The organism is Pollutimonas bauzanensis (assembly GCF_900129885.1).
Lineage (GTDB): Bacteria > Pseudomonadota > Gammaproteobacteria > Burkholderiales > Burkholderiaceae_B > Pollutimonas > Pollutimonas bauzanensis.
The window spans coordinates 107,175-129,273 of the sequence record NZ_FQXE01000006.1 but is presented as its reverse complement, the minus strand read 5'-3'; the positions used below and the strand labels follow the sequence as shown (position 1 = coordinate 129,273).

Genomic DNA, 22,099 nt, shown 5'->3' with positions numbered 1-22,099 from the left:
AGGGCGGCTATGACAGTATTGTTATCGCCCCTGATTCATCAAGATCGACTTGATTTCCTTTTTTACGATTTTTCCATACCCTGATTTGGGCAGAGCTTCCCAAAAATGATAACGGACAGGCTGCTTGTAGCGGGCGACTTTATTCGCCAGATGATTTTCGAGGTCCCCCGGGCTTGCCATTTTTCCTTGCCGCAAGACAATCACCGCAACGCCGACTTCGCCCCATTTTTCGTCCGCGAGGCCCAGGATCGCCACTTCCGAAACGGCCTCATGGGTAAGCAGCGCCTCTTCGACCTCGCGCGGGTACACATTGGAGCCGCCCGAGATATACATATCGGATTCGCGGCCGGTAATATAAAGAAAGCCCGCGGCGTCGAGGTGGCCGATATCGCCCGTGTGGAACCAGTTGTCTTTGAAAGCCTTGTCGTTGGCCGCCTGATTATCGTTGTAGCCCATGAAGACGGCAAGGCCGCGCACGCAGATTTCGCCGGTTTCAAAAGGGCCCAGCTGCGCGCCGCGCGGGTCCAGTATGCCTATTTCCATGCCGGTGCGCGCATACCCGCAGCTGCCCTTGCGGCTGTCCGGCCCGTCTTCGATCTCGTGCAGTTCCGGCGGCAGGACAGTGATGTTTCCCGTTACCTCTCCCAGGCCATAATACTGAACCAACACTTTGCCCAGTTTGCGCAAGGCATGCTGCTGGTCCGCCCTGTACATCGGCGCTCCGGCATAGACTACGTACTTCAGGGAACTGTGATCGCAGCGATCGACCGCCGGGTGTTCGGTCAGCATTTTGACGATGGTCGGCACGGTGAACATATTGTCGACCCGGTGCCGTTCGACCAGCCGCCAGGCTTCGGCGCAATCCAGGCGCGGCGATTCCGGCAAAACGCTGGCCGCGCCCCTCGCGGTATTCACCAGGGCATGGATGCCCGCGCCATGGGACAGCGGCGCCACGACCAGCGACCGTGAGCGATGGCTGAGGCCAGGCATCAAATCGGCCAGATGATTGACGATCACAAAGGCCATCTGCCCATGCGACAATACGCCGGCCTTTGGATGCCCGGTGGTTCCCGAGGTATAGAAGAACCATGCTGGATCCTCGAAAACCACCTCGGCCACATCGAACGCCCCATGCGCCCTGCCCGCTTCCAGCAAGCGCTCGTAGGCCAGTTCGCCGCCGCGGGGTTCGCCGATGGCGATCATGTGCTTGAGCGTATCCGTTGCAGCCAGGCAGGCGTCGGCGTGGGTCCCGTAGCCCGCGTCGTAAATCATTACCGCCGCTTTGCTCGATGAGGCGAGATAGGCGATTTCACGTTCAGTTATCCGAACATTGGTGGGGACCCACACGGCTCCCAGCTTGAATGCCACCCATGCGCTCTCGAACAGCTGAATGTTATTGGTGGAGTGAACCAGGATCCTGTCGCCCTTGCCGATACCCAGCCGCGACAGCGCATGGGCCATGGCATCGACGCGCTGGTTGATCGCCAGCCACGAGAAAGTCTCGCTTCCCTTGATAAAACCCGGCTCGCTGGGCAAGCGGGCGCTTATGTCGCGCAAGATCGCCCCCAAATTCTTTACCTGCTTGAGCATGTGCATAACCTTTCGTCGATTTTCCCGTTCTCACTTCGCGCTTTCAAGAATGCTGACATAATTTGCCACCGCGGCTCCCCCCATATTGAATATGCCGGCGCGGTCGGCCCTGGCCAACTGCATGTCGCCGGCCTGCCCGGCCAGCTGCATGGCCGCCATCACGTGCATGGAAACGCCGGTGGCGCCTACCGGATGGCCCTTGGCCTTGAGTCCGCCGGAAGGGTTGACGGGAAAGCGCCCATCCTTGCGCGTCACCCCGTCAAGAATGATCTGCGCGCCTTGCCCCGGCTTGGCCAGCCCCATTGCCTCGTATTCGATCAGCTCGGCGATGGTGAAGCAGTCGTGCGTTTCCACAAAAGAAAGGTCCTCCAGCGCTATGCCGGCCCGCGACAAAGCTTTGCCCCAGGCAAGCCGGCCGCCCTCGAACGCCGTCGGATCGCGCCGGCTCAAGGGCAGGAAATCGTTGACATGCGCCACCGCCTTGATGCTCACCCGCTGCGGACGGGCCAGTGCCTGCGGCGGGGCACTGATGATCAGGGCCGCGGCGCCATCGGACACCATGGAACAGTCGGTGCGTTTCAAAGGCCCAGCCACGAACGGGTTCTTATCCGAGACATGGCGGCAGAACTCATAGCCCAGGTCCCGGCGCATGTGCGCATAGGGATTGGCCGCGCCATTCCGATGATTCTTGGCGGCAATGGCGGCAATGGCGTCGGATTGATCGCCGTAGCGCTCAAAGTAGGCCCGCGCAATGATGTTGCCGAAGACGCCCGCGAAGCCGCCGGCGACCCCCGCTTCTTCCTTGGCGTAGGAGCATTTCAGCAGGATCTCGCCCACTTCCGCGTTGCTGCGTTCCGTCATTTTTTCGAAGCCGATGACCAATGCATGCCGGCTGTCGCCCGCGCGCACCGAATTCAGGCCCGAATGAAATGCCGCCGACCCGGTGGCGCATGCATTCTCCACACGGGTCGAAGGACGAAACCGCAGCTCGGGAATCTTGTTGAGCAGGAGGGATGAAGGAAAGTCCTGATACAGGAAGCCGCCATTGAAGGTGCCCAAGTGTATGGAATCTATTTCATCGAAACTCAAGCCGGCATGCATGATTGCATCCATGGCCACCTGGGAGATCATTTCCTCGGGATCGACGCCATCCAATTTCCCGAACTTGGAATGGGCCCATCCAGTTATTGCCGCCAATGCCATATCTCACCTCATTACATATAGAAGATAAATCTATTTTTCCAGCACGCCCGCCGCCAGGAATCCGCCATCGACCGGAATCACATGTCCGTTGACATAGGAAGCGCCTTCAGACGCGAGAAACGAGGCGACGCATGCGATCTCGTCGGGCGTCCCATAGCGCTTGCCGGGCACCGCCCGATTGAATCCATCGCGCGCCTCGTCCGAATGCAGCGCCCGCGTCAGGGGCGTGTCGACCGGCCCCGGCGCAATGCCATTGGCCGTGATGCCGTGCGGCGCCAGCTCGATCGCCATCTGCCGCGTCAGGCCCAGCACCGCCGCCTTGGATGTGCCGTAGGCCGCGCGCCCCGTGCTCGCCCGGAATCCGCTGATGGACGCCACATTGATGATGCGCCCCCATTTATGCTGCACCATCAGCCGCCCCGCATGCTGCGAACACAGGAAGGGCGCAGTGACATTGATCCTGAAGACCAGGTCCCAGTGGTCCTTGGGATACTCCAGATATGGGTATATTTTTGCGATGCCTGCGTTGTTGACCAGCACATCGCAACGGCCGTAATCCGCCTCCAGGCGCTCGAAAACACCGCGGATGCTCTCCTCCTGCGCCACATCGAGCACCACGGCCAGCGCGGACAGGCCCCGCTCCTGCAATGCGGCGCAAGCCTGCTGCGCCGACTCGATGTCCAGGTCGCCAATGACGACGGTGAATCCGTCGGCCGCCAGGCGATCCACGATGGCGCGGCCGATACCTTTCCCGCCGCCCGTTACAAGGGCGACTCTATTCTCATGATGCATTGAAGATCTCCGACTATGGGTTGATTTTTTTACTGAGGCAGAAACCCCGTCGAAAGCCACGGAATGAACGCCACCACAAAGACCATCACGGTCAATACCGCCAGGTACATCCACATGCGGGGAATCACCAGATCAGCGTTCACCTTGCTGATTGCGCTCGCGGCGTAGAAACCGATGCCCAGGGGCGGGGCGAACAGGCCTATGCCCATGGCCAGGATGATGACCATCGAATAATGGACTTCATTGATATTCAAGGCATGCGCGGCCGGAAAGATGAGCGGGCCAAACAGCACTATCGCCGGTATGCCTTCCAGGACGCTGCCCAATACAATGAACAGCACGATGCTTACGGCGAGAAATGCCGTCGCGCCGCCAGGCAGGTGCGTCATGAAATCGACCAGCGCGTGCGAGAAGCCGGACTGCGTCAAGGCCCAGGCCATCGACGTGGCCACCCCGATGATCAGCAAGATGGCGCCCGACAAGGAAGCGGCCTCGACCATGAGCGGGTATACCGTCCGGAGCGCAATCCTCTGTATGAAAAAATTGGCGATGACCGAATAGAGGCATACGTATACAACGCCAACCGTCGCCACTTCCGTGGCCGTCGCAATTCCTTCGATCACACATACCCGGATCAGGACGGGGAGCACCAGCACGGGAAGGGCGATGATGAAGGTGCGCAGAATCCGGCTGAAAGGAGCCCGCGTCACGTCCTTGAGCTGGATGCGGCGGGCGCGCCGCCAGCATACGAAGCCCAGCACCACCGTGCAGGCGAACGCCGGCATCAGGCCGCCGATGAACAGGGCGCTTATCGACACGCCGCACACCGCCCCCACCGTAATCAATACCAGGCTGGGCGGGATGGTTTCAGTCATCGCCCCCGAAGCGGCAAGCAGCGCGGCCAGCTCATTTTCATCGGCGCCCTGCTTTTTCATCTCTGGAAACAGCGCCGGCGCGACGGCCGCCATATCCGCCACCTTCGAGCCGGATATGCCCGACACCAGGAACATTGCGCCCAGCAACACATACTGGAGCCCGCCCTTGATATGCCCCAACAGCGAGGACATGAAATCGATCAGCGCCTTGGCCATGCCGCTGAGTTGCAACAGCACGCCGAGCAAGACGAACAAGGGCACGGCCAGCAGGATCAGGTGCGACACGCCTTCGTCGAAGCGCGACACGACGATAGAGGTGGGCACTTCGGCGATATTGACGATGTAGGCCAGTGTTGCGATGCCGAAAGCGAAGGCTATCGGAACTCCGCCCAGGACGCAGGCGCCCAGCAATACAAAAAAGAACAGCACCAGGTTCAGGTTTCCGAGGTCCTGCAGGTCATAGGCGAAATACCACAAGACATAGGCGGTCAGGGCCGCGACGGCAAAGCAGGAGGCGGATGCCTTGAGCGTGCAGGAACTGGCCAGGCGCACGAGGCACGAGAAGATGATCAGGCCGAAACCCACCGGTATCGCGGCGACGCGGTAGCCATCGGGCATGCTCAGGGCCGGCGTAGTGATCGCCATCTGCGCGCTCATATGCTCGACGCCGGGCATGAGCACCAGCCAGGAAAACAACAGCACAATGATCAGCGACATGGTTTCCAGCCACAACTGGCTGCCCCTGGAGAAGCGCGCCACCACCGCCGTCAGCCGCATATGCTCGCCGCGGTCCATGGCCAGCACGACGCCGAACATCGTCATCCAGATGAACAATATCTGCGCCAGCTCATCGGACCATACGATAGGACGGTGGAAGTAGTATCTTGAAACGACGCCGGTAAAAAGAACGAGGGTCTCGACAACCATCAGCGCCACGGCCAGGGCGGCGACCATGCGCATGATCGCCCTGTTCAGCGCCACAGCTCCTTTTGTCAGCGTCCCCGCGTTCCGGCCTGGCAAGGCAAGGGCCGTGGCGCTCATGACAGCTTGCCTACCGCGGATTCCAGCAGCGTCCATGCCTCTTCGCCAAAGGCATCATGCCATTTGGTATAGAAGCCGGCATCGCGCAAGGCCTTGCGAAACGACGCCGTGTCGACCTCATTGAAAGCCATTCCTTTGCTGGTGAGCGTATCGGTCACTGTGGTGCTCAGCGCCGCCAGGTCCTGGCGCTGAGCCAGGCCGGCTTCATTGATCCGTTTGCGGATCACGTCCTGGTGGCCCTGGGGCAATTTGGCGAAATTCTTCTGGTTTGCCAGGCACCAGAAACCGTCCCACATATGGTTCGAGGTGGACACATATTTCTGCACTTCGTACAGCTTGGCGCTCTCGACCAGGGTGATGGGATTTTCCTGGCCGTCGGCGATCCTGGTCTGCAAGGCGGAATACGTCTCGGAAAAGTTGATCGTCGTCGGCGATGCCTGCAGCGCCTCGAACATCGAGGTCCATAAAGGGCTGGGCGGCACGCGCAGCTTCACGCCTTTGAGGTCCGCCGCCGTCCTGATGGGCGCGGTGCTGGTGGTGATGATGCGAAAGCCGTTGTCCCAGATATTCTCGAAGGCGGTCAAAGTGCCGGACTTGGCGATTTCCTTGCGCACGTGCGAGCCCAGTGCGCCGTCCATGGCGGGCCAGACCTGGTCATAGCCGCTGAATGCGAATCCGACGCCGCTGATTTGCGCCGCGGGAATGAAAGTTCCCAGGATGATGGGCGACAACATGAAGAAATCGACGGCCCCGACGCGAATCTGGGAAAGCGTATCGGTGTCGTTGCCCAGCTGACTGCTGGGGAATATGCGGATATCGACTTCGCCCCCCGTATCGGCAAGGACATGCTGGGCCATTTCCTTGGCCCTGATGTTCATAGGATGGGCGACAGGCAGATTGTTGGCGAACTTCAAACGGTATTTGGCGCGCTGGGCCCATGCGCTTTGCATGCCTGAAAAGCCGGCCAGCGCGGCCCCCGAGGCGAGGGACACGGTTTTCAAGAAATTACGGCGGGATAACTGCGACATGTATTTGTCTCCTGTTTTTTTATAAGAATATTTATTGTTCAAAAATAGCCGCCCATCCAGATGCCGGCGCAGCAGTCACGAATCGCGCTATTGCGGCGCCGGTTTGGCTCGATCGGCTATGGACAGCAATCTATCAGCCGGGGTTTGACACGGTCAAACGCGTAATTTTGCGTTCTCGATGAAGCTGCGCTTACTTGCCGGGCATGCCCGCTTTTTTTTCCCACTAGTGCTATCGTGCAGACATGCAAACTCACCGGACTGGCTCATGGACGCGAACGTAATCGCCGCAATGGCGCGCTGGCCGGATGTCGCCGATGTATATGGCTGGCTGTCCTTGACCGAAAGCGGCCAGTGGCGCCTGCATCCGCTGGGCGACGCCTGGCCGCAAGGCGGGGATGCCGAAGGCATGCCGGCGCAAGACTCCGGGCCGCCGGCTGAAGGCCATGGCGCCGGCGAGTCCATCATCAGCCCGCAGATCCTCCAATTCATCGACCGCAATTACGCCCGCGACGACCGGGGGCAATGGTTCTTCCAGAACGGTCCGCAAAGAGTCTATGTGCGCCTGGACGCGGCCCCGTACATCGTGCGCACAGCGGGCGGCGGCGCGGCCATGCGCCTGCGCACCCATAATGGGCTGGACGTCCGGGACGTCCATGAATGGTGGCTGGACGACGCGGGCAAGCTGTATGCGCAAACCGAGCATGGCCCGGGCCTGATCGCCGGCCGGGACCTGGCGGCGGTGCTCGACGGGCTTTACACCGCCGAAGGGGACAGCCTGCTGGCTGTCCTGGAACGCGACCCGCAGCCTCGCGGCCCCATCGCCCTGCGGCCGCTGGCAGCGCGGGATTGCGCGGCGGCGGCGCCCGTCCGGCCTGCGGTTGCGCTCCGGATGTGCGCGGCGGCGGCAATACCGCGGAAGCTGGGGTTCCTGCGGCTGCCCAGGCCGGCGCGATAGGCTCGCTTTGGGTAGAATCATGCCATGACATCGCCAGCCCCCAATTTTTACTTCCCCGCTCCGCGCGTGCAGAAATTCTGCAGCCAGTGCGGCGCTCTCATCATCCAGCGCATACCGCCAGACGATAATCGCGTGCGCGATGTTTGCGACAATTGCGGGGCGGTGCACTATCAAAACCCGCGCAACGTGGTGGGCGTATTGCCTGTCTGGCAGGACAAGATCCTGCTCTGCCGCCGGGCGATCGAGCCGCGCTACGACAAGTGGACCTTGCCGGCCGGCTTCATGGAGCTGGGCGAAACCACGGCGCAGGGCGCCATGCGCGAAACCCAGGAAGAAGCCGGCGCCCAAATCGAGCTGGGGCCGCTATATACGGTGATAGACGTGCCGCATGCGGAACAGGTCCATTTCTTCTACCTGGCCAAAGTGCTCAGCGATGAACTGTATCCCGGCCCTGAAAGCCTGGAGGCCGCCTTCTTCGACATCGAAGACATACCCTGGGCGGACCTGTCTTTCCGTACTGTCGTCACGACGCTGGAGCATTATCTGGCCGACGCCAAGACGGGCGTGTTTCCCGTGCATCACTACGATATACCCTTGCCCGACGCCCGCTAGGACGATCATGGCGCAATACGCAACCCTTCTGCCCGGGCGTCGGCATGACACGCTTGATCTGGCTCGATGAAGCCACCCCCCTGCCGCATCCCCGCAGCGCTCCGCCCGAGGGTTTGCTGGCGGCGGGCGGCGGCTTGTCGATAGCCCGGCTGACCGAGGCTTACAGCAAGGGCATCTTCCCCTGGTTCAACGAAGGAGAGCCGGTATTGTGGTGGAGCCCCGACCCGCGCATGGTGCTGGCATGCGCCGACTTCAAGGCCTCGCGCTCCCTGGCCAAGAAGCTGCGCCAGGTCGGGCGCGGCGAGCGCGCGGCCGATGCGCGGATACGCGTCACGACGGATACCGCCTTTGCCCAGGTCATGGCGGCCTGCGCCGCGCCCCGGGCCATCCAGCAGAACACCTGGATCTCGCCCGCCATACAGTCGGCCTACCTGGATTGGCACCGGGCGGGGGCCGCCCATAGCATAGAAACATGGATGGACGGCCAACTGATGGGCGGCGTCTACGGCGTCAACCTTGGCGGCTTTTTCTTCGGCGAATCCATGTTCAGCCGCGCCAGCGACGCCAGCAAGCTGGCGCTGGCCTATCTGGTCAACTTCCTGCGGGCGCGGGGCATACGGCATATCGACTGCCAGCAACAAACCGGGCATCTCGCGAGCCTGGGCGCCAGGCCGATGAGCCGCAAGGATTTCCTGGCGCTGCTGGAAGCCGCCTTGCAGGGCGATGCGCCGGCCTGGAACCCGGGGCAAATACTGCAATCGGGCGAGCTTGCACCGACAGGATGAATGACGCCATAATGAAGCACAGCCTTACCGAGTCCAGTCATGAGCCATCCGACCGAGCTAACGTTCAAAACCTTGCAGTTCTACTCCACGGCCGTATACCCGTGCAGTTATTTGCCGGGCCTGGATGCGCGATCGCAAGTGGCGGCGCCCACCCATCTCATCGACGCGGCGACCTATTCCAGCCTGGTCGAACAGGGCTTCCGGCGCAGCGGCCTGTTTACCTACCGTCCCCATTGCGACAGCTGCCAGGCATGCCTGCCGATACGGGTGGACACCGAACGCCACACACCCAATCGCAGCCAGCGCAAAGCCTGGAAAAGGCATGCCAACCTGTCCGCCCGGACCATGCCGCTGCTCTGGGACCCCGAACACTTCCAGCTGTACGACCGCTACCAGCAGGGCCGCCATCCGGGCGCCGGCATGGACGAAGACAGCCAGACCCAATACAGGCAATTCCTGCTGACCAGCCGGGTCGATTCGCGCCTGGTCGAATTCCGGCTGCCTTCGGGCCAGCTGCAAATGGTGTCGGTGATAGACGTGCTGGAAACCGGCCTGTCATCGGTATATACCTTTTACGATCCGGACGCGGCCGGCAGCCTGGGCACTTATGGCATCCTGTGGCAACTGGAGCAATGCCGCAGCCTGGGGCTGCCATGGCTTTATCTGGGCTACTGGATACGCGAAAGCCGTAAAATGGCGTACAAATCGCAATACACCCCCTACCAGATCCTGCAACATGGCGTCTGGACCGAGCCGGCTGCAACATAAACAATAATGTCATTTTTATTCAATACCTATCCCCTGGCTCGCCCCGCGCTTTTCTCGCTGGATGCCGAAGCCGCGCACGATCTCACCCTGGCGTCATTGCAAAAGGCCTATGACTGCCGTCTCACGCGGGCCCTGCTGGCCTCCAGCCCGGTGCAGCCCTGCTCGCTCATGGGCCTGTCGTTCCGCAATCCCGTTGGACTGGCCGCCGGCCTGGACAAGAACGGCGCGCATATCGACGCGCTGGGGCACCTGGGTTTCGGTTTCGTGGAAGTCGGCACGGTCACTCCGCAGCCCCAGCCTGGCAACGACAAGCCGCGCATGTTCCGGTTGCCGCGCGCCCAGGCCCTGATCAATCGGCTGGGGTTCAACAACCAGGGGCTCGCCACCTTCATCGCCAACGTGCGCAACAGCAACTGGCGCAGCACGGGCGGCATCCTCGGCCTGAATATCGGCAAGAACGCGGCGACCCCCATCGAGCGGGCCGTGGACGATTACCTGCTGGGCCTGGAAGGCGTGTACCCCCATGCCGACTACGTCACGGTGAATATTTCATCGCCCAATACCCGGAACCTGCGCGCGCTGCAGGGCCAGGACGAGCTGGCGGGCTTGCTGCTGCCCCTGCAGGAGAAGCGCAAGGCCCTGGCCGACCAGCATGGGCGGCAGGTTCCCATGGTGGTGAAGATCGCGCCGGATCTCACCACGGACCAGATCGACATCATCGCCGACCTGCTGCCCCGCTATGGGGTCGATGGCGTGATCGCCACCAACACCACCCTGTCGCGCGGCGCGGTGCAAGGCTTGCCGCATGCCGACGAAACCGGCGGCCTGTCCGGGCCGCCGGTGCATGAACTGTCCTTGAAAGTCATTGCGCGCCTGCGGCAGCAGTTGGGAGCGCCATTCGCCATTATCGGCGTGGGCGGCATCATGTCGGGCCAGCAGGCGCGCGAAAAGGTTGCGGCCGGCGCCAATGCCATACAGCTATATACCGGCCTTATTTATCGCGGCCCCGCGCTGATAGCCGAATGCGTGCGGGCGCTGGGCGGCAAATAAAAAACCCCCGAAGAATCTCTTCTTCGGGGGCCGGGGCTTGCCAGAGCCTTGAGCTGTCTTAGGCAGCGCTGCGGCGGGCGCGGGGAGCGCCCGATTTGGCGGCTTCGGCGGCGTCTGAGGCGGCCTTGAAAGTGGCGTTGGTCGCGGCAGTGATATTCGATTCGGCGGCATCGGCGGCCTGGCGAGTTGCCTTGGCAACCGATTCGTAAGCGCTATTGGCCGTTGCCAGCGAGGACTTCAGCAATGCCACGGCGCCTTCGGAGCCGGTAGGCGCATTCTTGGCGAGCTGGTCTATGGCCGCGGACACTTGTTGCTGGCCTTGGGCGATCTGCTCTTCGGTCAGCTTGGACAGGTCGACCTGTATGCCCGAAACGATGTCGTACACATGCTTGCTGTAGGCCAGGGCTTTTTCGGCGCCGGGCTGCACCAGCGCGGACGTGAAAGCCAGGGCTTCCTGGGCGTCCTTGACTTCGATGGCTTGCTGGGACTTTTGGGCTACTTCGTCCAGCGTCGCCTTGATGACCTTGAGGTTCAAGTCGATCAGCTTTTCGAAGCCGCCGAAGAAAGTGCCTTGGATGGCAAGAAAATTGTCCAGGGTGGCTTTTTGATTGGCCAAAACTTGTTGAGGGATCGCGCTCATGATGTTTCCTTTATAAGTGAACCGTCCGGTTCGCCGGTCGGCTCGTGATAATTGAACTAGGGGGTTCAAGCGTAAAAAATAAAGAAGGCTAAGCAAATCACCTACACCTGTGAAAACCTTCCATGCTGCATCGCACAAAACGAATTCTACCTGATTCGAAAATGATGTCAAGCATTATTTGCTGCACTGCAGCAAAAATAGCCAAGCGACGGAAAACACAAGGAATATCCGGAAAAAAGCCTAGGCCATAAGGGGTAAACCTAGGCGACAGCCGCGGCGTTTTGCCCTAGCATGCAGGGCAGCTTGATGATAGCGGTTTCCGGATGGGAACCGTTTGTGTTAACGCAAAGCGGCGGCGTATCCAGCGTGGTACACCTACCGTCCTTTTCCACAAGAAAAATTCTTTTAACAACTTTTACTTTGCTCACAGGCAAAGGGAGACGCAATGAAGCACCGCACCCTGAAGCTCAGTTCCGCTGTATTCGTCGGCGCCCTGCTTGCGGCAGGCGCCGCGCAGGCCGCCGATTACCCCGACCATGTCATCAATATGGTTGTGCCGTTCTCGGCAGGCGGCCCGACCGACAACGTAGCGCGTTCGCTGGCCGAAGCCATGCGCCCCACCCTGGGCCAGACCGTCGTGGTCGAAAACAAAGCCGGCGCCGGCGGCACCATAGGCACCAGCCAGGTTGCGCGCGCCAAGCCGGACGGCTACAGCATTTTGCTGATGCACATCGGTTTCTCCACCGCCCCTTCGCTGTACAAAAGCCCTGGCTATGATCCGAAAAGCAGCTTCGAGCCCATAGGCCTGGTGGTCGATGTTCCCATGACCATTATTGCGCGCTCCGATTTCCCCGCCAATAACATGAAAGAACTGGTCGACTACATCAAGGCCAACAAAGACAAGGTTTCCCTGGCCAATGCGGGCATAGGCGCCGCCAGCCAGCTGTGCGGCACCATGTTTACCCAGGCCATAGGCGTGGACCTGCTGACCATACCCTACAAGGGCACCGGCCCGGCCATGAATGACCTGCTGGGCAAGCAGGTCGACCTTATGTGCGACCAGACCACCAATACCTCCCAGCAGATCAAGGCCGGCACGGTCAAGGCCTATGCCGTAACCAGCAAGGAACGCGTCCCCACGCTGCCCGACCTGCCCACCATGCAGGAATCCGGCTATAAAGATTTCGAAGTCGGCATCTGGCACGGCATGTGGGCCCCCGCCGGCACCCCGAAACCCGTCACGGACAAGCTGGTCGCCGCGCTGCAGGCGGGCCTGGCCAGCCCCGAGTTCCAGAAGCGCATGGCCGGACTGGGCGCCACCGTCCTGGCCGACGAAGCCAATCCGGCAGCCTTGACCAAGAAAGTCGACCAACAGGTTCCGCAATGGGCCGAGATGTTCAAGAAAGCCGGCCTGGAACCGCAATAAGCCGGTTCCGGCAACCGGCCGCCGCGGGTTTTGAGCCTAGCCTCTGAAACCCGAGCGTTCTTTCTTATAGGGGCTGGGTCCTGCATTGCGCAAGACCCGGCCTTTTTATTTGTTCAGATGGCGGGCCCCGCACCGGCGGGGCGCCGCGAACACCCACGATGCGCCGGCGTCAGTTGATTTCCAGCTTCGATTCCTTGACGAGCCTGGCCCACTTCCCGGTCTCCTGTTCAATAAAAGCTCCGAATTCTTCGGGGCTGCCGGGCGCGGGGTCGGCTCCTTGCGAATTCATCCTCGCCCGGACGGAGGGGTCGTTCAAGACTTTCTGCAGCGCCTCGTTCAGGCGTGCGACGACATCCTTGCTCATGCCGGCCGGCCCGATCATTCCGTACCACGTCGACATATCGTAGTTGGGAACGCCAGCTTCCGCGAGGGTTGGAATGTCATCCGCCGCGCTGGACCGCTGCTTCGTCGTAACGCCGAATGCCTTCAGATCTCCGCGTTTTACGTGAGGCAAGGCGCTGGGCAGATTCGGGAACATCAGCTGGGTAGTCCCCGCAAGCAAATCGGGCATGGCGGTGCCGGTGCCCTTATAAGGGACATGGGTGACGTCCACATCCGCCAACTGCTTGAAAAGCTCCGCGGACAGGTGCACCGACGTACCCACTCCCGATGAGGCGACATTCAGCATGCCGGGATTCTTTTTCGCATAGTCGATCAGCTCTTTGACATTATTGAACGGCGAGCTCTTGGGAACCACCATAATGTTGGGCGCGGTCAGCACCTGCCCGATAGGGGTGAAGTCCTTGATGGGGTCGTACGTGACGTTTTTATACATGGCGGGATTCACGGCATGCCCGATCGAGGTCACAAACAGCGTGTATCCATCCGGCGCCGCGCGCGCCACGAACGATGTGGCGATATTCCCGTTCGCGCCAGCTTTATTGTCCACGATGATGGACTGGCCCAGCAATGGACCCATCGACTCGGCCAGTATGCGCGCGGTGCTGTCGGCCGTCCCGCCCGGCGAGAAACCCACGACCATGGTTATGGGCCGGTCGGGATAAGCGGCAGATGCGATACCGCCGACAACGGTGAGCGAAGCCGCCGCGATTACTTTTTTTATAGTCCAAGATTGCATAAAACTACGTCTCCTGTATGGTCAACCCGGAGATAGACTCCAGTTCGTTATGTGAAAGCCCTGCCACCTTGTCGACGAGCCGGAAACCGTTATCCCCGATTTCCAATGTCGCCAAGTCGGTGTAAACCCTCTTTACCACCCCCATCGCCGTCAAGGGGTAGGAACAGCTCTTGACCAGTTTCGACTGTCCGTCCTTGGTCAAGTGTTCCATCATGATGAAAACCTGTTTCGCTCCTTTGGCCAGATCCATCGCGCCGCCGACGGCGGGGATCGCGGCCTCGTCCAGGGTGCGCCAGTTCGCCAGATCGCCTCTCTCGGAAACCTGAAACGCGCCAAGTATGCAGATGTCTATGTGGCCCCCCCGTATCATCGAAAACGAGTCGGCATGGTGAAACAGCGCCGCCCCCTTCCGCAACAAGATGGATTGCTTCCCCGCATTGACGTAATCGGGATCCGCATCGTCCCCCACGGCGATCTCGCCCATTCCCAGGACGCCATTTTCGCTGTGCAGAATAATTTCCTTGTCCGGCGGCAGGTGGTTCGCCACCAGCATGGGGCGGCCGATGCCCAGATTCACATACGCGCCATCGTGTATGTCTTCAACGACCCGCCTGGCCATCTGCCCGGACGTCCTCGGTACATAACTTTTTGCCATATATCACCTTCCTGAAACGACGACCCGATCAACGAAAATACCCGGCGTGACGACATGCTCCGGAGAAATATCGCCCAAGGGAAGCACATGGCTGACTTGCGCTATGGTGCATCGCGCCGCGGTCGCCATGACGGGTCCGAAATTCCGGGCGGTGCCGCGATAGGTCAGGTTGCCCCAGCGATCCGCCAGGTTTCCCTTGATCAGCGCAAAATCGGCGGTCAGGCCGTACTCCAGGACCTGGTCCAGGCCGTTGATGGTCCGGATTTCCTTGCCCGCCGTAAGTTCCGTTCCTACACCGGTCGGTGTGAAGAACCCGCCGATTCCCGCGCCCCCGGCGCGGATGCGCTCGGCCAGTGTTCCTTGAGGAACCAGCTCGAGCTCGAGCTTTCCTTTCCTGTACATCTGATCGAATTCATCGGAACCGGGCTGGCGCGGAAAGGAGCAAACCACTTTGCGCACCCGGCCCGCCTTGACGAGCTTTGCGATGCCCAGACCCTTGCTGCCGGCGTTATTGCTGATGATCGTCAACTCTTTCACGCCTGCTTCCAACACAGCCTCGATAAGATGCGCGGGCAGGCCGGCTCCTCCAAATCCGGAGATCATCACCGACGCCCCGTCATGCACATCCTCCACTGCTTCCGCGAATGAGGAGATCGTTTTATCCATCATGCCCTTGCCACCCTTCTTCTACTGGCCGAAAAACCAGAATTGCTCCACCCTCCACCGGGCGAAATGCCGCTGCCACCTTCATTCCGATATGCAGCCGGTCGATGTCGCAATCCACGATATTGGTCAAAATGCTCGGGCCCTCGTCGACCGAGACAAACGCCACGACATAAGGCTTTGCCACCCGCCTCATGACACTGTATGAATAGATCGCGCCCGTCCCGGCGGCCTCCTGCCATATGGTGTCCTCGCCAAGACAGAATGGGCACCTGGGCCGCGGATACCAATGCGGCTTTTCACAAGCGTTGCAGTATTTGATGAGGAGCCGGCCTTCGCTGGCGGCCTGCCAGAAAGGGCCGGAATCTTCATCGACAATGGGCGCCGAGTATTCTTTTTCCGCCGGACTCATATTTCTAATCTCGCTCAAGGATTAACGTGCTGCTTCCATGCCGCGTCGCCAGCATCCCCCCTATTCCCTGCACCAGCGCCAGCTCGCAATTGGGTACCTGTACGGCGGGATGCGCTTCACCGCGCAGCTGCCTTACGGCCTCTATGATTTTTGTCATGCCGCCGCGATTGGCCGGATGGTTGTTGCATAGGCCGCCGCCATCGGTATTGAAAGGAAGCTTCCCTATCCCCGAAATCAAGTTGCCGTCCTGCACATAGCGGCCGCCTTCGCCTTTCTTGCAAAAGCCGAGGTCTTCCAGCAGCATGAGCACGGTTATGGTGAAGCTGTCGTATATCGACGCGTACTGGATGTCCCGGGGCGCAACACCGGCTTCTTCGAACGCCGCGGCGCCGGACCAGGCGGCCCCCGAGTATGTGAGATCGATATAACCCCCGCTCTGATGCTTCACCGTTTCTCCTGCGCCTCTGATGCGCACGACGGGCCTGTTCAGGCTGCGGGCGATTTCCGGGCGGGCGACAATGACCGCCCCTCCCCCGTCGGTAATCACGCAACAGTCCAGGCGATGCAGGGGGTCGGCGATGACGGGCGAATTCAGCACATCGTCCACGCTCAGTATCTTGCGCAGCTTCGCGTTGGGATTATGGTGCGCGTGATGGGACGCGGCCACCTTGATCATTGCGAGCTGCTCTTGGGTGGTGCCGTATTCATGCATATGCCGCATGGCGCACATGGCATAGCCCGCCACATTGGCCATGCCATAAGGCTGCTCCCATGGATAATCCGGCTGATTCGGGCTGCGGACCTTGGGCTTGAGCCCCGTGGCGACTCCTTCGCTCAAGGGGCGGCCGGCCAGCGTCACCAGCGCCACGGAGCATTTGCCCTCCTGAATGGCGCGAACCGCATGATTGACCAGATTCAGATACGATGCGCCTCCAACGTCGGTCGAATCGACATATTTGGTCTGGAGGTTCAGGTATTCGACCAGAGAGGTCGGCCCCATCCCCGGCGCATCGCCCGAACAGAAATAGCCATCAATGTCGTTTTTCGCGATGCCCGCGTCTTGTATCGCGCCCATCGCCACATCCGCATGCAGTCGCGCAACAGTCGTATGCGGGGCGTGGCGCGTCGGGTGCTCGTAGGCGCCGATAATGCATGCCTTGTTCCGGTGGCTAGTGGCCATGAGTAGAGTTTCCAGATTATTCTTATTGCCAGCAGGCAATCTCGCCTATTTAATAGAATAAATTTCTATTAAAATATAATTTCAGAAACGAATTCTATTATGACGAAAAAAGAAAAGACACCAGGGAAAACCCTTGTTGAGCCGGCAAAGAAAGAGGGCGTGGCCGCCGTGAACCGGGCGTTGCAGATCCTGGGGGCGTTTGAATCATCGGAAGACGGTCTCACGCTTTCCATGCTGGCGGCTGAAACCGGCCTTTATGAAAGCACCATTCTCCGGCTGCTGGACTCGCTGATATTGGCCGGTTTCGTGAAGCGGCTGGCGGATGGGCGGTATGTCGTCGGGCCCAAGGTATTGATCCTCAGCGAGATGTACCGCAGATCCTTCAGCCTGGCGGACTATGTGCTGCCGCGCCTGAGGCAATTGGTGTCCGTTTCCGGCGAGTGCGCCGGCCTGTATGTAAGAGAGGGCGAACAGCGCGTCTGCTTGCATCACGTGCAGCCACACCGGGCCGTGCGCATGCACGTAGTCGAGGGAAAACAGTTCTCGCTGGATGTGGGAGCGGCGGGCCACGTCATCCGCGCGATTGGCGACGCGGCCCAGGGTGAACGCTATGAAGCGATCCGGCGGCTGGGCTACGCGGTAACGCAAGGCGAGCGCGACCCCGAAAGCGCCGCTATCGCATGCCCCGTCTTTTCCAGAGGCACCACGCTGCTGGGCGCGATCTCGGTCGTCATTCCGTTGTATCGCTTCAATGAAAGCATAGTCGAGAAGCTGGTTCCGGAAATGAAGCGGACCGCGTTCGAACTTTCGGAAGACCTGGGCGGGATTTCCCCCTACCGCTCCTGATCCGCTATCGGAGCTTCGGCCGTGCAGGCGGACACCGCGCGCGACAAGGCCCGCGGCCATAGCCCGTCAGTGATCGACCTCGTAGCCCAGCGCCTCGGATATCTGGGCGGCGGTGCGCAGCAGAATGGGTATCCATTCGTCGCGCATGCGCTCGGCGGGCGCCGAAATCGACAGGCCGGCCTGCAATTTGCCGGTGTCGTCGTACACGCCGGCGGCGATGCACCTGACGCCCATCTCCAATTCTTCGTTGTCGCGCGAATAGCCATGGCGGCGCACCAGCGCCAGATCGCGCTCCAGCTGTTCCGTTTGCGTAATGCTATTGCGCGTGGTGCCGGCCAGGCCGGTGCGCATGGCGTAGGCGCGCACTTGGCGCGGATCGCTGACCGACAGGAACAACTTCCCGGTAGAAGTCAGGTGCAGGGGCGCGCGCCCGCCGATGGCGCGCACGACCTGCATGCCCGAGCGCTCGCTCCATGCGCGCTCGATGTAGACGATTTCGTCCCCCTGCTGCAAGGACAGGTTGACCGTCTGGCCGGTTATCTTGTGCAGTTCGCGCATGGGCTCGATCGCCACCTCGCGCACGTTCAGGCGGCCTTTGACCAGGGAACCCAGCTCCAGCAGCCGCATGCCCAGTTGATACAAGCCGCTGTCGACCCGCTCCACGTAGCGCCCCACCACCAGGTCGTTCAGGATGCGGTGGGTCGTGGAGGTATGCAGCCCGGTGGTGGCGGCGAGGTCCTTGAGCGGGACCGGATCCGAATGCCGCGCCAGGACATCCAGCAGGCGCATGGCCCGCTCCAGCACCTGGATGGTGATGGGGGAGCCGCTGACGGCCGATACGCTGGCGGGCGCGGAAGAAAGAGTAGAGGTTCTAGGCATGATCAGGTTATGTCGCAATGCAACAATTCCATAATATGAAAAAAACCATCCTTCTGGCAAGATTTATTTTTGCGGCGGGGCAAGTTGCCCCCCTATCCTGATGACCTCGGCGCGCAAATAGGCCAGGGCTTCGGCCGCCGCCCCGGGCTCGCCCTTGACGCCCAGATCGATATGGGCATGGCCGGTCTCGCCCATGCTGGGCAAGCTGAAGGCCTTGACGCCCGGCCACTTTCTTTCCAGTTCTTCCAGCGCGGGCGTGATGCGCGATTCAGGCAGCTTGAAGACCAGGAAGGAGTGCTCCACGCGGGTGATATTGTGATGAAGCGCCTGGTAGCGGGTATCGAGCGTCCATTCCATCATGGGCCAGGCCATGACGGGAAAGCCCGGCATGAATGTGTGATTCCGGATATAGAAGCCCGGTATCTTGTTGTAGGCGTTGGGGACGATTTCCGCGCCGGCCGGAAACACGCCCATCTGCAAGCGCTGCTGGTTTTCAGGCAAGGACATGTCGGCGCTGCCTTGGCCGCGGCGTTCGTTGTCGGCGCAGCGCTCGGCGATCAGGCGCTCGGCCTCGGGATGCAATGCCAGTTCGACACCCAGCGCCTGCGCCGCCGCCTGGCGCGTCTGGTCATCCGGCGTGGCGCCGATGCCGCCGCAACAGAACACGATATCCGGCGTCGCGAAGCTGCGCGCCAGCGTGGCGGCGATGACGTCGCGCTCGTCGGAGACGAATTCAGCGCCCGCCAGCTGCATGCCACGCTGCGACAACAGCTCGATCAGCTTGGAAAAATGCTTGTCCTGGCGCCGGCCGGAAAGGATTTCGTCACCGATGATGATCAGTCGCACCTTGGGGTTCGCAGCAGTATGCATAATCATGGCCTTGTTCTGTTTGGTTCGGCATCGATGACGGTTTGCGCGCGCAGCTGGCGCAGTGCTTCAAGGCTGAAATGGGCGAACACCAGCGCCGAAAACACCGGCAGGAACAGCCAGGCGGGAGGAAACAGATTGATCAGCGCGAGGCAGAAGCCTATCAGCCACAGTTGGCGGTTGTGCCGGCGCCACAGCAGGCGCCGCTCCTGGGCGCTGGCATGCTCGACGATGGCGTCGACGCGCAGCATGCGGGTGAAGGCGAACGCCCACAAGACGACGGGCAGCAGCATCGGAAGCGGCGGGATCAGCCACAAGGGCATGGTCAGCAGCCACGCCAGGACGAACAAAACACCCACCCAGACGGCGTTCCATGCGCCCACGGCAGTGCTGTACTGGCCCTGGCGCGTCAACCCCCGGTATTCGCGCGCCTCGAGATGGCGCAGCACGATAGGCATGACGAAAACGGCGGCTATCACCAAGCCCAGTATCCCGGACATGGGCAACAGGATGCCGGCGGCAAGCAGGGGGATGAGGTACAGCTTTATGGAAAACAGCCCTATGGCCAGCATCCATTGGTCGATCTGATTGACGAACTCCCAGTTGGCGGCCTCGCTGTTGAGCCATCCAGTCAGGGGCTCCCAGAATGCCCAAAGCAATATAATGGCCCCGAGCAAGGCGATGATGAAGGGCAGCAGCAGGGCCGCCAGCATTTTGGGGTGGCACTGCGACACCAGCGCCCGCTTGAACGCCACGCCCACGGCAGACATGCCGGTTGCGGCGGGCCGCCGGGCCCGGACTGCCAGATTGAAGTTATTGCTCATTGCGCAAGTCTAGAATTAATGACATGACTATCATAGTCAAACCAGAGGCCATTTGTCTTTATGCCAGTATTCGATCCCCAATATGATGCGCCAGCGCTGCGCGCCCGCCTGGAGCAGGCGCAGGGCATGGTCATCGCCTGCTATTGCGCCGCATGGTGCGACACCTGCACTCAGTACCGGCCAGGCTTCGACGCCTTGGCGCAGCAATGGCCGCAGCATACCTTCGTGTGGGTGGATATCGAAGAAAGCCCTGAACTGCTGGACGATGAAGACGTCGAGAACTTCCCGACCGTGCTGATACAAAGCGCCCGGGGGAACCTGTTCTATGGAACCCTGCTGCCTTATATCAGCCATCTGGAGCGCCTGATCAGCCACATGGACGACGCCACGCCCGTTGTGGATAGCGGGCCGGCCTTGCTTCAAACGCTGTTAATGCCTGCCGCCCAGTAGCACGCCGACCGATTTCTTGCTGGGGCCGGGGGCGCCGGACTTGGCAATATCGGAAGCGCCGCTCGATGCGGAGGCCGACGCCACATAAGGCCGGGAGAAAAAATCATCCACCGGCTTGCGCGTCGATGACGCGCCGGATGAATATGGCCGGCGCTCGCCGCGGGCGCTCGCAGGCGCATGGCGCACCGGCGCCGGCAGGCTCAGCTGGGCGCGCGGTATCTTGAATTTGATCAGCTTTTCGATGTCCAGCAGGAACCGTTCTTCTTCCGGCGCAAAGAAAGCGATCGCCTCGCCCGACGCCCCGGCTCGGCCCGTGCGGCCGATACGGTGCACGTAGTCCTCGGCGTTGTAGGGAAGATCGTAGTTGATCACGCAAGGCACGCCGGCCACGTCCAGGCCGCGCGCGGCGACGTCGGTCGCCACCAGGACTTCCAGTTCGCCGGCCTTGAACGCCTCGAGCGCCTTCATGCGCTCGAGCTGGCTTTTGTCGCCGTGTATCGATTCGGCCTTGACGCCGTCGCGGGCAAGCTCGCGCGCCAGGCGGCTGGTGCCGATTTTGGTATTGGAAAACACAATGACCTGATTGAACCCGCGCGATTTGACCAGATGCACGACGGCCGCGCGCTTTTCGCTGCTGGGCATCGCATAGGCGACCTGGGTGACGTTGTCAGCCGTGGCATTGCGCGCCGCCACTTCGATCTCGGCGGGGTTGTTCAGGTAGGTGCGGCCAAGCTTGCGGATCTCGTTGCTGAATGTCGCCGAGAAAAGCAGGCCCTGGCGCTTGGCGGGAAGCAAACGCATGATGCGGTCGAGATCGGGCAGGAAGCCCATGTCCAGCATGCGATCGGCCTCATCCAGCACCAATATGCCGACCTGGCCGAGATTGACATTTTTCTGCTCGACATGATCGAGCAGGCGGCCCGGCGTGGCGATCAGGACCTCGCAGCCGCGCCGCAGGGCGTCGCGCTGAGGGCCGATATCCACCCCGCCGAACACCACGGCCGAACGCAAAGGCGTCGATTTGCTGTATTCGATGACGCTGTCGGACACCTGGTCGGCCAATTCCCGCGTGGGGGTAAGGATAAGGGCGCGCACCGGATGGCGGGCCGGCGATGCGCTGGCGCTCGCGAACTGCATCAGGCGATGCAGGATAGGCAGGGTAAAGGCCGCCGTCTTGCCGGTTCCCGTTTGCGCGGCCCCCATCACATCGCGGCCATCCATCACTATCGGTATGGCTTGAGCCTGGATGGGCGTCGGTATGGTGTATCCGGTTGCGGCGACCGCCAGGAGAATGCTGGGATGCAGGCCGAAATCGGAAAAAGTGGCGGCAGGTGTATCGATGCGTGTGTTTGTAGTGTCTGTCATTGAAAGTGGTTTGCGCCCGGCGCAGGAGTACCCCGCGTGTAGCTTTTATAACCCA

At 61.1% G+C, this 22,099-nt stretch carries 22 protein-coding genes and 1 pseudogene; 8 read left to right on the top strand and 15 right to left on the bottom strand.

Annotated elements, in window-relative coordinates; translation table 11 throughout:
- Window positions 1-21: 21 nt before the first annotated feature.
- From BUB23_RS12850 to BUB23_RS12830, 5 genes and pseudogenes are all read right to left on the bottom strand, one after another.
- Window positions 22-1,602 (bottom strand): annotated as a pseudogene (locus BUB23_RS12850) (acyl-CoA synthetase); the annotation flags it as partial.
- Between the two features lie 18 nt (window positions 1,603-1,620).
- On the bottom strand, window positions 1,621-2,793 hold the full coding sequence (locus BUB23_RS12845; RefSeq protein ID WP_073103589.1) for an acetyl-CoA acetyltransferase: 1,173 nt from the start codon (window positions 2,791-2,793) through the stop codon (window positions 1,621-1,623).
- A 30-nt stretch (window positions 2,794-2,823) separates the two neighbouring features.
- Window positions 2,824-3,585 (bottom strand): SDR family NAD(P)-dependent oxidoreductase, encoded by a 762-nt coding sequence (locus tag BUB23_RS12840; RefSeq protein WP_073103588.1) that lies wholly within the window; start codon window positions 3,583-3,585, stop codon window positions 2,824-2,826.
- A gap of 29 nt (window positions 3,586-3,614) precedes the next feature.
- Complete coding sequence (locus BUB23_RS12835; RefSeq protein ID WP_073103586.1) at window positions 3,615-5,501, bottom strand: TRAP transporter large permease; 1,887 nt, start codon at window positions 5,499-5,501, stop codon at window positions 3,615-3,617.
- Window positions 5,498-6,529: a TRAP transporter substrate-binding protein gene (locus BUB23_RS12830; protein WP_073103585.1), complete on the bottom strand. Its 1,032-nt coding sequence runs from the start codon at window positions 6,527-6,529 to the stop codon at window positions 5,498-5,500. Before BUB23_RS12830 ends, BUB23_RS12835 begins: the two co-directional genes overlap by 4 nt.
- Before the next feature lie 265 nt (window positions 6,530-6,794).
- Here BUB23_RS12830 and BUB23_RS12825 point away from each other — a divergent pair, with 265 nt between their 5' ends.
- Genes BUB23_RS12825 through BUB23_RS12805 form a run of 5 tightly spaced genes read left to right on the top strand, consistent with a single transcriptional unit; the run spans window position 6,795 to window position 10,699 of the window.
- A complete protein-coding gene (locus BUB23_RS12825) occupies window positions 6,795-7,484 on the top strand; it encodes a DUF2946 family protein (RefSeq protein WP_073103583.1) in 690 nt (229 codons plus the stop codon).
- A gap of 24 nt (window positions 7,485-7,508) precedes the next feature.
- Entirely contained in the window at window positions 7,509-8,096 is a 588-nt protein-coding gene (locus BUB23_RS12820) for an NUDIX hydrolase (protein ID WP_073103581.1), read from the top strand.
- A 44-nt stretch (window positions 8,097-8,140) separates the two neighbouring features.
- Window positions 8,141-8,881 (top strand): leucyl/phenylalanyl-tRNA--protein transferase, encoded by a 741-nt coding sequence (gene aat, locus BUB23_RS12815; protein WP_073103580.1) that lies wholly within the window; start codon window positions 8,141-8,143, stop codon window positions 8,879-8,881.
- A 39-nt stretch (window positions 8,882-8,920) separates the two neighbouring features.
- Window positions 8,921-9,649: an arginyltransferase gene (locus tag BUB23_RS12810; RefSeq protein WP_073103578.1), complete on the top strand. Its 729-nt coding sequence runs from the start codon at window positions 8,921-8,923 to the stop codon at window positions 9,647-9,649.
- A gap of 6 nt (window positions 9,650-9,655) precedes the next feature.
- Complete coding sequence (locus BUB23_RS12805; RefSeq protein ID WP_073103577.1) at window positions 9,656-10,699, top strand: quinone-dependent dihydroorotate dehydrogenase; 1,044 nt, start codon at window positions 9,656-9,658, stop codon at window positions 10,697-10,699.
- Between the two features lie 58 nt (window positions 10,700-10,757).
- On the opposite strand, the gene phaP is transcribed toward BUB23_RS12805, so the two are convergent.
- Window positions 10,758-11,339 carry a TIGR01841 family phasin gene (phaP, locus tag BUB23_RS12800; RefSeq protein WP_073103575.1) on the bottom strand — a complete coding sequence of 194 codons (582 nt, stop codon included), beginning with the start codon at window positions 11,337-11,339 and terminating at the stop codon, window positions 10,758-10,760.
- 445 nt (window positions 11,340-11,784) lie between these two features.
- Between phaP and BUB23_RS12795 the strand changes: the two genes are divergently transcribed.
- On the top strand, window positions 11,785-12,765 hold the full coding sequence (locus BUB23_RS12795) for a tripartite tricarboxylate transporter substrate binding protein BugD (RefSeq protein ID WP_073103574.1): 981 nt from the start codon (window positions 11,785-11,787) through the stop codon (window positions 12,763-12,765).
- 169 nt (window positions 12,766-12,934) lie between these two features.
- Here BUB23_RS12795 and BUB23_RS12790 read toward each other — a convergent pair whose 3' ends face one another.
- From BUB23_RS12790 to BUB23_RS12770, 5 genes are read right to left on the bottom strand one after another with little or no spacing between them, the layout of a single operon-like run.
- On the bottom strand, window positions 12,935-13,903 hold the full coding sequence (locus BUB23_RS12790) for a Bug family tripartite tricarboxylate transporter substrate binding protein (protein ID WP_073103572.1): 969 nt from the start codon (window positions 13,901-13,903) through the stop codon (window positions 12,935-12,937).
- A 4-nt stretch (window positions 13,904-13,907) separates the two neighbouring features.
- Entirely contained in the window at window positions 13,908-14,558 is a 651-nt protein-coding gene (locus BUB23_RS12785; RefSeq protein WP_073103570.1) for a 3-oxoacid CoA-transferase subunit B, read from the bottom strand.
- Window positions 14,559-14,561: 3 nt separating this feature from the next.
- Complete coding sequence (locus BUB23_RS12780; protein ID WP_073103568.1) at window positions 14,562-15,227, bottom strand: 3-oxoacid CoA-transferase subunit A; 666 nt, start codon at window positions 15,225-15,227, stop codon at window positions 14,562-14,564.
- Window positions 15,217-15,633, bottom strand: coding sequence for a Zn-ribbon domain-containing OB-fold protein (locus BUB23_RS12775; protein WP_073103567.1), 417 nt, complete (start codon window positions 15,631-15,633; stop codon window positions 15,217-15,219). The genes BUB23_RS12780 and BUB23_RS12775 overlap by 11 nt, the downstream gene beginning before the upstream one ends.
- A 4-nt stretch (window positions 15,634-15,637) precedes the next feature.
- A complete protein-coding gene (locus BUB23_RS12770; protein ID WP_073103565.1) occupies window positions 15,638-16,813 on the bottom strand; it encodes a thiolase domain-containing protein in 1,176 nt (391 codons plus the stop codon).
- A 99-nt stretch (window positions 16,814-16,912) separates the two neighbouring features.
- On the opposite strand from BUB23_RS12770, the gene BUB23_RS12765 reads away from it, so the two are divergent.
- A complete protein-coding gene (locus tag BUB23_RS12765; RefSeq protein WP_073103564.1) occupies window positions 16,913-17,659 on the top strand; it encodes an IclR family transcriptional regulator in 747 nt (248 codons plus the stop codon).
- A gap of 66 nt (window positions 17,660-17,725) precedes the next feature.
- On the opposite strand, the gene BUB23_RS12760 is transcribed toward BUB23_RS12765, so the two are convergent.
- The 3 genes from BUB23_RS12760 to BUB23_RS12750 form a co-directional block, all read right to left on the bottom strand.
- Window positions 17,726-18,538 carry an IclR family transcriptional regulator gene (locus BUB23_RS12760; protein ID WP_073103563.1) on the bottom strand — a complete coding sequence of 271 codons (813 nt, stop codon included), beginning with the start codon at window positions 18,536-18,538 and terminating at the stop codon, window positions 17,726-17,728.
- Window positions 18,539-18,601: 63 nt separating this feature from the next.
- Entirely contained in the window at window positions 18,602-19,408 is an 807-nt protein-coding gene (locus BUB23_RS12755; protein ID WP_143160982.1) for a competence/damage-inducible protein A, read from the bottom strand.
- A gap of 2 nt (window positions 19,409-19,410) precedes the next feature.
- Window positions 19,411-20,229, bottom strand: a complete 819-nt coding sequence (locus BUB23_RS12750) for an EI24 domain-containing protein (protein ID WP_073103560.1) — start codon at window positions 20,227-20,229, stop codon at window positions 19,411-19,413.
- Between the two features lie 60 nt (window positions 20,230-20,289).
- On the opposite strand from BUB23_RS12750, the gene BUB23_RS12745 reads away from it, so the two are divergent.
- Complete coding sequence (locus BUB23_RS12745) at window positions 20,290-20,679, top strand: thioredoxin family protein (protein ID WP_073103559.1); 390 nt, start codon at window positions 20,290-20,292, stop codon at window positions 20,677-20,679.
- On the opposite strand, the gene BUB23_RS12740 is transcribed toward BUB23_RS12745, so the two are convergent.
- Window positions 20,659-22,044, bottom strand: a complete 1,386-nt coding sequence (locus BUB23_RS12740; protein WP_073103557.1) for a DEAD/DEAH box helicase — start codon at window positions 22,042-22,044, stop codon at window positions 20,659-20,661. The genes BUB23_RS12745 and BUB23_RS12740 overlap by 21 nt on opposite strands.
- Window positions 22,045-22,099: the final 55 nt, after the last annotated feature.

Coding starts and splice junctions, on each gene's coding strand:
- BUB23_RS12845 (WP_073103589.1), bottom strand. CDS start 2,793: ATGGCATTGGCGGCAATAACTGGATGGGCCCATTCCAAGTTCGGGAAA.
- BUB23_RS12840 (WP_073103588.1), bottom strand. CDS start 3,585: ATGCATCATGAGAATAGAGTCGCCCTTGTAACGGGCGGCGGGAAAGGT.
- BUB23_RS12835 (WP_073103586.1), bottom strand. CDS start 5,501: ATGAGCGCCACGGCCCTTGCCTTGCCAGGCCGGAACGCGGGGACGCTG.
- BUB23_RS12830 (WP_073103585.1), bottom strand. CDS start 6,529: ATGTCGCAGTTATCCCGCCGTAATTTCTTGAAAACCGTGTCCCTCGCC.
- BUB23_RS12825 (WP_073103583.1), top strand. CDS start 6,795: ATGGACGCGAACGTAATCGCCGCAATGGCGCGCTGGCCGGATGTCGCC.
- BUB23_RS12820 (WP_073103581.1), top strand. CDS start 7,509: ATGACATCGCCAGCCCCCAATTTTTACTTCCCCGCTCCGCGCGTGCAG.
- aat (WP_073103580.1), top strand. CDS start 8,141: ATGACACGCTTGATCTGGCTCGATGAAGCCACCCCCCTGCCGCATCCC.
- BUB23_RS12810 (WP_073103578.1), top strand. CDS start 8,921: ATGAGCCATCCGACCGAGCTAACGTTCAAAACCTTGCAGTTCTACTCC.
- BUB23_RS12805 (WP_073103577.1), top strand. CDS start 9,656: ATGTCATTTTTATTCAATACCTATCCCCTGGCTCGCCCCGCGCTTTTC.
- phaP (WP_073103575.1), bottom strand. CDS start 11,339: ATGAGCGCGATCCCTCAACAAGTTTTGGCCAATCAAAAAGCCACCCTG.
- BUB23_RS12795 (WP_073103574.1), top strand. CDS start 11,785: ATGAAGCACCGCACCCTGAAGCTCAGTTCCGCTGTATTCGTCGGCGCC.
- BUB23_RS12790 (WP_073103572.1), bottom strand. CDS start 13,903: ATGCAATCTTGGACTATAAAAAAAGTAATCGCGGCGGCTTCGCTCACC.
- BUB23_RS12785 (WP_073103570.1), bottom strand. CDS start 14,558: ATGGCAAAAAGTTATGTACCGAGGACGTCCGGGCAGATGGCCAGGCGG.
- BUB23_RS12780 (WP_073103568.1), bottom strand. CDS start 15,227: ATGATGGATAAAACGATCTCCTCATTCGCGGAAGCAGTGGAGGATGTG.
- BUB23_RS12775 (WP_073103567.1), bottom strand. CDS start 15,633: ATGAGTCCGGCGGAAAAAGAATACTCGGCGCCCATTGTCGATGAAGAT.
- BUB23_RS12770 (WP_073103565.1), bottom strand. CDS start 16,813: ATGGCCACTAGCCACCGGAACAAGGCATGCATTATCGGCGCCTACGAG.
- BUB23_RS12765 (WP_073103564.1), top strand. CDS start 16,913: ATGACGAAAAAAGAAAAGACACCAGGGAAAACCCTTGTTGAGCCGGCA.
- BUB23_RS12760 (WP_073103563.1), bottom strand. CDS start 18,538: ATGCCTAGAACCTCTACTCTTTCTTCCGCGCCCGCCAGCGTATCGGCC.
- BUB23_RS12755 (WP_143160982.1), bottom strand. CDS start 19,408: ATGCATACTGCTGCGAACCCCAAGGTGCGACTGATCATCATCGGTGAC.
- BUB23_RS12750 (WP_073103560.1), bottom strand. CDS start 20,229: ATGAGCAATAACTTCAATCTGGCAGTCCGGGCCCGGCGGCCCGCCGCA.
- BUB23_RS12745 (WP_073103559.1), top strand. CDS start 20,290: ATGCCAGTATTCGATCCCCAATATGATGCGCCAGCGCTGCGCGCCCGC.
- BUB23_RS12740 (WP_073103557.1), bottom strand. CDS start 22,044: ATGACAGACACTACAAACACACGCATCGATACACCTGCCGCCACTTTT.